Origin of the sequence: Streptomyces sp. NPDC058664, from assembly GCF_042716635.1 — a bacterium.
Taxonomy (GTDB): Bacteria; Actinomycetota; Actinomycetes; order Streptomycetales; family Streptomycetaceae; genus Streptomyces.
Genome location: NZ_JBHXRW010000009.1, coordinates 33574 through 41373, shown reverse-complemented (window position 1 = coordinate 41373; position 7800 = coordinate 33574). Strand labels below are relative to the sequence as shown.

The 7800-nt window shown below is 70.3% G+C and carries 3 protein-coding genes; 1 reads left to right on the top strand and 2 read right to left on the bottom strand.

Annotation, left to right across the window (positions count from 1 at the left end):
- The coding region (locus ACFWUY_RS09880; protein ID WP_384104588.1) for a PQQ-dependent sugar dehydrogenase at window positions 1-2729 on the bottom strand (2729 nt) is incomplete at its 3' end.
- A gap of 566 nt (window positions 2730-3295) precedes the next feature.
- Between ACFWUY_RS09880 and ACFWUY_RS09875 the strand changes: the two genes are divergently transcribed.
- Entirely contained in the window at window positions 3296-5623 is a 2328-nt protein-coding gene (locus ACFWUY_RS09875; RefSeq protein WP_384105027.1) for a lectin, read from the top strand.
- Between the two features lie 103 nt (window positions 5624-5726).
- Here ACFWUY_RS09875 and ACFWUY_RS09870 read toward each other — a convergent pair whose 3' ends face one another.
- Complete coding sequence (locus ACFWUY_RS09870) at window positions 5727-7688, bottom strand: glycosyl hydrolase family 28-related protein (RefSeq protein ID WP_384105025.1); 1962 nt, start codon at window positions 7686-7688, stop codon at window positions 5727-5729.
- Window positions 7689-7800: the final 112 nt, after the last annotated feature.

Below are 7800 nucleotides of genomic sequence, written 5' to 3'. Positions count from 1 at the left end.
TGCGCGCCCGAGCCGTTGCACGTCCACAGCTGGACCCTCGTGCCGTCCGCGCTGCCACCGCCCGAGACGTCCAGACACTTCCCCAGAGCCTTCAGGCTGCCGTCACCGGGCACCGACCACCGCTGGGCGGCCGAACCGTTGCACGTCCAGACCTGGATCTTCGTACCGTCGGCGGTCTGCGCGTTGTCGACGTCCAGGCACTTGCCGTTGACGCCCTTCACCTCACCCTCACGAGGGCCGCCGGCGGAGGTCGTGAAGGAGAAGTCGTCCACGTCGAACAGCGAACCGCTGCCGCCCTTGAAGACGAGGTGGAGGGAGGTGGAACCGGCCGGCTGGCCGGTCAGAGCGGCGGTCACGTCCTGGAAGGTCTCCCAGCCGCCGGTGACCGGCACGGTCGCCGTGCCGAGCAGGGTCCCGGTCGGGGAGCCCGCGCGGACCTCGATCGTGCCGCCCGCTCCGGCGGAGGAGACCCGCGCGGTGAAGGTGCGGGTGTTCTGGAGGGCGTACGGCGTGAAGGCGATCCAGTCGCCGTTCTCGATGTGGCCGACGGTCTTTCCGCCGTGCGCGGGGGCGTGGCTGACGACCTGGACGCCCGCGGAGGCGCCGTAGTGTTCGGCCTGGCGGTGACTGGGCTGGACGACGTGCTGGTCGTGGGTGGTCAGCGCGGGCTGGCCGTTCGCGCCCTTGTCGGTGTACTCGGCGTCGACGACGCCGAAGATGTTGGCGTTGGGGTCGTGCTCCCCGTCCGCGAGGGTCTGCAGGGTGCCGGTGCAGCCGGTGGCGGAGGTCTGCGGGTGTCCGTGGCTGTCGTGCCCGACGATGAAGGTGACCTTCACCTTGGAGCAGTCGATCGTGCCGTCCTCGGGGTCGGTCACCGTCACCTTGAACGGGATGGCCGCGCCGAAGTCGTAGATGCTGCCGTCGGCGGGGAGATCGATCCTGACCGTGGGGGCGGTGTTCCCGACCGTGATCAGCACCGAGGCGGTCGCGGACTTGCCGGTGGTGTCGGTGGTCCTGAGCGTGGCCGTGTACCGGCCGTTGGCGGTGTACGTGTGGGAGGGGTTCGCTGCCGTGGAGGTGCCGCCGTCGCCGAAGGTCCAGGCATGGCTGAGGGCGTCGCCGTCGGCGTCGGAGCTGCCCGCAGAGGAGAACGAGACGGTCAGGGGCGCCGTGCCGGAGGTGACGTTCGCCTTGGCCTGGGCGACCGGGGCGTGACCGCCGGTGACGTGCTCGATGCGGTACAGGGCGGAGTTCGCGTCACCGTTGAAGTACCCCGTGCCGTAGTCGAGGACGTACAGGGCGCCGTCCGGGCCGAAGGCCATGTCCATCACCTGGGTGCCGCTCCAGGGGAACGGGTTGATCGACTGCACGGTGCCGTCGCCCGCGGTCTCGACGCGCTTGATCCAGCGGCGGCCGAACTCGCCGGCGAAGAAGTCCCCGTCGTACTCCTGGGGGAACTTCACCTCGGAGGTGGAGGAGGTGTCGTAGCGGTAGACGGGTCCGCCCATGGGGGATTCGGAGCCGCCGCCGAACTCGGGGACGGAGTCGCCGTTGTACGGGATCCAGGCGGCCTGGGCGGGGGGCAGGTCGGTGAGTCCGGTGTTGCGCGGCGAGTCGTTCTTCGGTGCCGAGCAGCTGAACTTGGCGCCCGAGGTGCCGGTGGCGAAGTCGTAGTCGGTGTAGGCGGCGTTGTTGCCGGTGCAGTACGGCCAGCCGAAGTTGCCGGCCTTGGTGATCCGGTTGAACTCGACCTGGCCCTCGGGGCCCCTGGCGGGGTTCGAGGTGCCCGAGTCGGGGCCGTAGTCGCCGAGGTAGACGATGCCGGTGGCCTTGTCGACACTCATCCGGAAGGGGTTGCGGAAGCCCATCGCGTAGATCTCGGGACGGGTCCTGGCCGTGCCCGGTGCGAAGAGGTTGCCGGCGGGGATCGCGTACGAGCCGTCGGCGTTCACCTTGATCCGCAGGACCTTGCCGCGCAGGTCGTTGGTGTTGCCCGCCGAACGCTGGGCGTCGTAGGCGGGGTTGCGGGACGTCCGCTCGTCGATCGGGGTGAAGCCGTCCGAGGCGAAGGGGTTGGTGTCGTCGCCGGTGGACAGGTACAGGTTGCCGGCGGCGTCGAAGTCGATGTCGCCCCCGACGTGGCAGCAGATGCCCCGGGAGGCGGGCACGTCGAGAATCTTCTTCTCACTGGCGAGATCCAGGGTGCCGTCGGTCCTCAGGACGAACCGGGACAGCCGGTTGACCCCGTCGAACGGGGTGAAGTCGGCGGCGGTGCCGTCCCCCGGGGCGTCACCGCCCGGGGTGGTGAGCCTGGGCGCGTAGTACAGGTAGACGTGCCGGTTGGACGAGAAGCCCGGGTCCACCGCGACGCCCTGGAGGCCTTCCTCGTCGTGGCTGTAGACGTCGACCCTGCCGGCCACCGTGGTGGTTCCCGCGGCGTCGGTCCGTCTGAGGGTGCCGTCGCGCGAGGTGTGCAGGACGGAACGGTCGGGGAGCACCGCGAGCGTCATGGGTTCGCCCGTCTCGGCGACCCCCTTGGCGAGCGTGACCTGCTGGAACTCCGGGGCGGCGGCCGCCTGGGAGGCCTGCGGGGCGGCGGCGGCCCGGCCGCCGTCCTGGTGTGTCGGCGCGGCGGTGGCCGGTGACGCCGGCAGGAGACAGCCGACGGCGCATGCCGCGGCGGTCAGGAGGACGCGGACGCGTCCGTGTCTGAGCGTTCTCGTGCGCACAGAGGTCTCCCGTAGGGGGTGGGGGTGGGCGGCGGCCTCGCCGGACCGCCGAACAGCTGTCGACGCGCGCCGTCGCGTCGCAGAGGGCCGGACACGGGGTTCATGACCGGTTCATTTCAAGGAAGCTAGCGGGCTTCGTCGGAGCGCGTAACCCTGCACGCACGAGTTGCCGCTACTTTCTCCACAGATGAGACAAAGTGCATCCGGCACTTACCAACACACCTTAAGGAAAAGCCCGTTGAGGTCATCGGTACAGCCGTGGCCGCTCGGACGGGCGAGGGAGCTCCGATCCGTCCGGAACTTTCCGCGCACCGTGGACAAAGCATGGACGGCCGCGGAAGAAGTCCCTACTGTGACCGACGCGACGGCGCGGGACCGCTCGAGTCCCCGCCGGCGACACCTCCGTGTCCGGGACGACGGCGCGCCCCGGCAGCGGTGGATTCCCCCCTTGCCCGATCGAGCCCTCCACACCCGAGGGCCCGTCAGGAGGTCACGTGTATCCACGGCTGTACGCCCACCGTCCGGCGAGACGCCTGGTCGGAACACTCTTCGCCTCGTTACTGCTCATGGGCCTCTCGGCGACCCCGGCCCCCGCGGACACCCCCGTGTCCGCCGCGCTGCCGCCGCAGGAGCCCGGAGTCACGCTCCGCGTCTTCGACGTACAGGTCCCCCTGAACGACCTCTGCACGCTGAAGGCGGGCCAGACCCCCAACATCGACAAGCTGATGCCGGTGATCAACTGGTCCTCGTCCGGAGACTTCGGCCTGGAGACCAACTTCGTCACCCATGTCATCGGCAATCTCGACGCCCCGCAGACGGGCGGCTACACCTTCCGCCTCACCAGCGACGACGGCTCCCGCCTCTGGATCGACGACCAGCTGGTGATCGACCACGGCGGCCTCCACGGAGCCGACCCCAAGGACGCGACGATCGACCTGACGGCCGGTCACCACTCCCTGAGGATCGAGCACTTCGAGCGTGACGGCGGGCAGCAGCTGACGCTGGCCTGGAAGCCACCCGGCGCCTCCGGCTTCGCCGTCGTCCCGAACTCCGCGCTGAGCACGGACGCCGGCGTCGTCCGGGTGACCGCCCCCGGCCGCAAGGAGTGCGAGGCCGGCACGGACTCGCCCGGCGACGGCCTGCCGCTGACCGGCGTGCACCCCAACTACACCCTCACCGACCTCCGCCCCGCGGGCTTCCAGCCGCAGGTCTCCGCGATGGACTGGCTGCCGGACGGCAGGCTGGCCGTGACCACCTGGGGCGGCAGCAACAACACCACGGGTGAGGTCCACCTGCTCTCCCACGTCACCGGGAGCACCGGCCCGGGCAAGGTGACGACGAAGAAGATCGCCTCGGGCCTCAAGGAACCGATGGGCATCAAGTACGTCGACGGCAAGCTTTACGTCTCCCAGAAACACGAGCTGACCGAACTGAACGACACCAACGGGGACGAGGTCACCGACCAGTACCGGAGAGTGGCGACCTGGCCCTTCGGCGGCAACTTCCACGAGTTCGCCTTCGGCCTGCTCCACAAGGACGGGTTCTTCTACCTGAACCTGTCGGTCTCCATCAACTACGGCGGTGCGACCACCGACCCCCAGCCGGCCGCGAACCGCGGCACCACCATCAAGATCGACAAGCAGACCGGCGAGGTATCGTACGTCGCCGGCGGACTGCGCACCCCGAACGGCATCGGCTGGGGCCCCGAGGGCGACATCTTCGTCACCGACAACCAGGGCGGCTGGCTGCCCTCGTCCAAACTGGTGCACATCAAGCAGGGCCGGTTCTTCAACCACCACACCAACCCGGACGGCCCCTTCGACAACCAGCCCGTGACCAAGCCGGTTCTCTGGCTGCCCCAGAACGAGATCGCCAACTCGCCCAGTACGCCCCTCCAGTTGACCGAGGGGCCGTTCGCCGGGCAGATGCTGTTCGGAGACGTGACGTACGGCGGCATCCAGCGCGCCTTCCTCGAGAAGGTCGGCGGCGAGTACCAGGGCGCGGTGTTCCGCCTCACCCAGGGCCTTGAGGCCGGCGTGACCCGCATCAGCGTCGGACCCGACGGCGCCCTGTACGCGGGTGGCCTCGGCGCGGGCGGCAACTGGGGCCAGGAGGGCAAGCTCAGCCATGGCCTCCAGAAGCTGACCCCGAACGGATCCAACGCCTTCGACATCCGGTCCATGCGCGCCGTGCCGGGCGGCTTCGCCCTGGAGTACACCCAGCCGCTGTCGACGGAGACGGCCACCGACCTGGCCAAGCACTACAAGGTCAAGCAGTGGCGCTACGTGCCGACCGCGGACTACGGCGGCCCGAAGGTCGACGAGGAGACGCTCACCGCGCAGTCGGCCACACTCTCCACCGACCGCAAGACGGTCACCCTGGCCATCCCGGGTCTCAAGGCCGACCGGGTGGTCCACGTCCGCTCTCCCCGTCCCTTCAGCTCGGCCGGCGGCGAGACGCTGTGGAGCACCGAGGCCTGGTACACCCTCAACCAGCTGCCCGGCGGAACGTCCGGCACGGGTGAGGTGAAGGGCGTCAACGGCAAGTGCCTCGACGTCGACAACGCGCAGACCGCCGACGGTACGAAGATCCAGATCTGGACCTGCAACGGCACCGCCGCCCAGCGGTGGTCGGTACCCGGTGACGGCACGTTGAAGGTGCTCGGCAAGTGCCTCGACGTGTCCAGCGGGGGCAGCGCGGACGGCACGAAGGTCCAGCTGTGGACGTGCAACGGCTCGGGCGCGCAGAAGTGGGCGCCGCAGGCCGACGGAACGCTCCGGAACCCGCAGTCCGGCAAGTGCCTGGACGCCTCGGGAGGCACCTGGAACGACGGCGTCCCGGTCCACCTGTGGACCTGCCACACCGGTCCCAACCAGAAGTGGACCCTTCCGTGACGTAGCTCCGTGACGTAGCGGGAGACGGGGTGCGGGCGGCGCGTCGGTCTGTTGACCGGTCGCGCCGCCCGTACCCGCACCCCTCACGTCTGCCGTGCTCGGCTCACCAGGGGGACGGTGCCGGTGGCGCGACGACGGCCGGGCGGTCGTCGCAGGTGAGGGTGTTCGGCAGCAGCCAGGGCGCGAGCCAGCCGCCGTCGTTGCCGCCGAGGTCGGTCAGGGCGAACTCCGATCCCGTGGCGGGGAAGTGGAAGGAGCCGCAGTTGTTGACGCCGACGGCCCCGACGTTGCGGGCGTCCACGTTCTCGAAGGTGGCGGAGCCCTTCACCCGGGCGCTGACGACGGAGTTGCCGGTGCCGTCGACGCGGACGTCCTTGAAGTGGACGGCGGGGATGTCGACCCTGTCCTTCACCCCGTAGTCGCTGACCAGCATGATCGCGTTGTGGGTGGAGTCCAGGTAGTGGTCGCCGGTGACGCGCACGTCGGCGTCGATGCTCTTGTCCAGGGCGTAGAACCAGATCGCGCCCAGGCCGATCCTCCAGTTGAGGTCGAGGGTGCCGGCCCGGACCGTGGTGTTGTCGGTGAAGCGGAGGGTGCCGGTGAAGGGCTCGGCTCCGAAGCGGGAGCCGGCGTGCAGGGCGCTGCCCTCCCGTACCGGGTCGGCGACGAGGTTGCCGCTGACGGTGTTGTCCTCGCCGCCGTAGACCGCGATGCCGTTGGCGAGGGTCGGGGACTGGACGGTGTTGCGGGAGAAGGTGTTGCGGGCGTCGGTGGTCGTGTCCGACCACATGGCCAGGCCGTCGTCGCCGGTGTTGCGGACGAAGTTGTCGTGGACCAGGGAGTCGGTGACGCCGGTGTGGAAGTTGAGGGCGTCGGCGATCTGGTCGGTGATGACGTTGTTCGTGACCTTCACGTTCGACATCGGGCCGTCGAACCACAGACCGACCTTGGTGTGGTGCAGGTGGAGGCCGTCGACGGTGGAGTCGCTCATGGCGCCGCCGATGGCATTGACCTGGTCGCTGTCGATCCGCTCGCGGACGTCGCCCTCGATGGCGAAGCCGCGCAGGTGCACGTTCCGGCTGCCGCCCTCGGCGGCGCTCCTGCCGTACAGGCCGACGCCGGTGTGCCGGGAGCCGTCGGGGGCGGGCTCGGCCAGGGTGACCTGGCGGCCCTTGAGGACGGTGTGCCAGTTGCCCGCGCCGACGAGGGTGACGTCGTCGACGACGATGTGCCGGTTGACCTGGAACGTGCCCGGAGGCAGGTACACGGGCCGGTCGACGCGCTGGGCGACGGCGATGGCCCGCTCGATGGCGGGGGCCGCGTCGCGCCGGCCGGTGGGGTCGGCGCCGAAGGCCAGGACGTTCACGCCGCCGCGCTCCACGTGCGGAGGGGCGACCAGCTCGGTGTCGAGGAGGTCGATCACCGTCCAGGCGGCGGGGCTGCTCGCGGGGACGGTGAGCCGGACCCGGTCCCCGGCCCGATGGGTACGGCCGAGGCGGAGCCGCTGCTCGCCGAAGAAGTGGGTGGGCCGGAACGGCTTGGTGATCTCCGGCGCCGGGGTGGTGGCCGCGGGGACACAGGCGCACTCGGTGATCCACCAGTCGGGGTGGAGGAGGTCGGCGCGCGGGTCGTCGGTGAAGGGGTACTGGTTGTAGAGCCAGGAGTACTGGGAGGTCAGCGTCATCGTCCTGCGGTGGCGTCCGTCGACGGAGACGTCGAGCGGAGCGGTGATGCCGCCGCCCTCGGGCGCGTCCGGGATGCTGTAGCGGACGGTGAGGGCGTTGGCGTCGCGCGGGAGGACGAACTCGACGTACTGCCCGGCGGTCAGCCGTACGGCGGAGCGTCCTGACGCCTCGGAGGGAAGCGTGTAGGGCGTCCGGTCCGGTCCGATGACCGTGCCGTCGGTGACGGCGTTCTCCGCCTCCTGCTCGTCGAAGGCGACGGTGGCGCCGCGGCCGGCGACGAGCTCGGGGGCGAGGGCCGCCCTGGTGACCACGGGACCGGTGGTGCCGGCGGCGGTCTCCCGGCCCGGCGTCCCCGCCGTGGCCACACCCTCGAGGACCATGCCCGTGCTCAGGACGAGGGCGGCGGCCAGGACGGCTCTTCGACCGCCACGAGCACCGCGTCCGGATCGGCTCGCATGCATTTCGGGCTCACTTCTGTCGGAGGTGATGCGG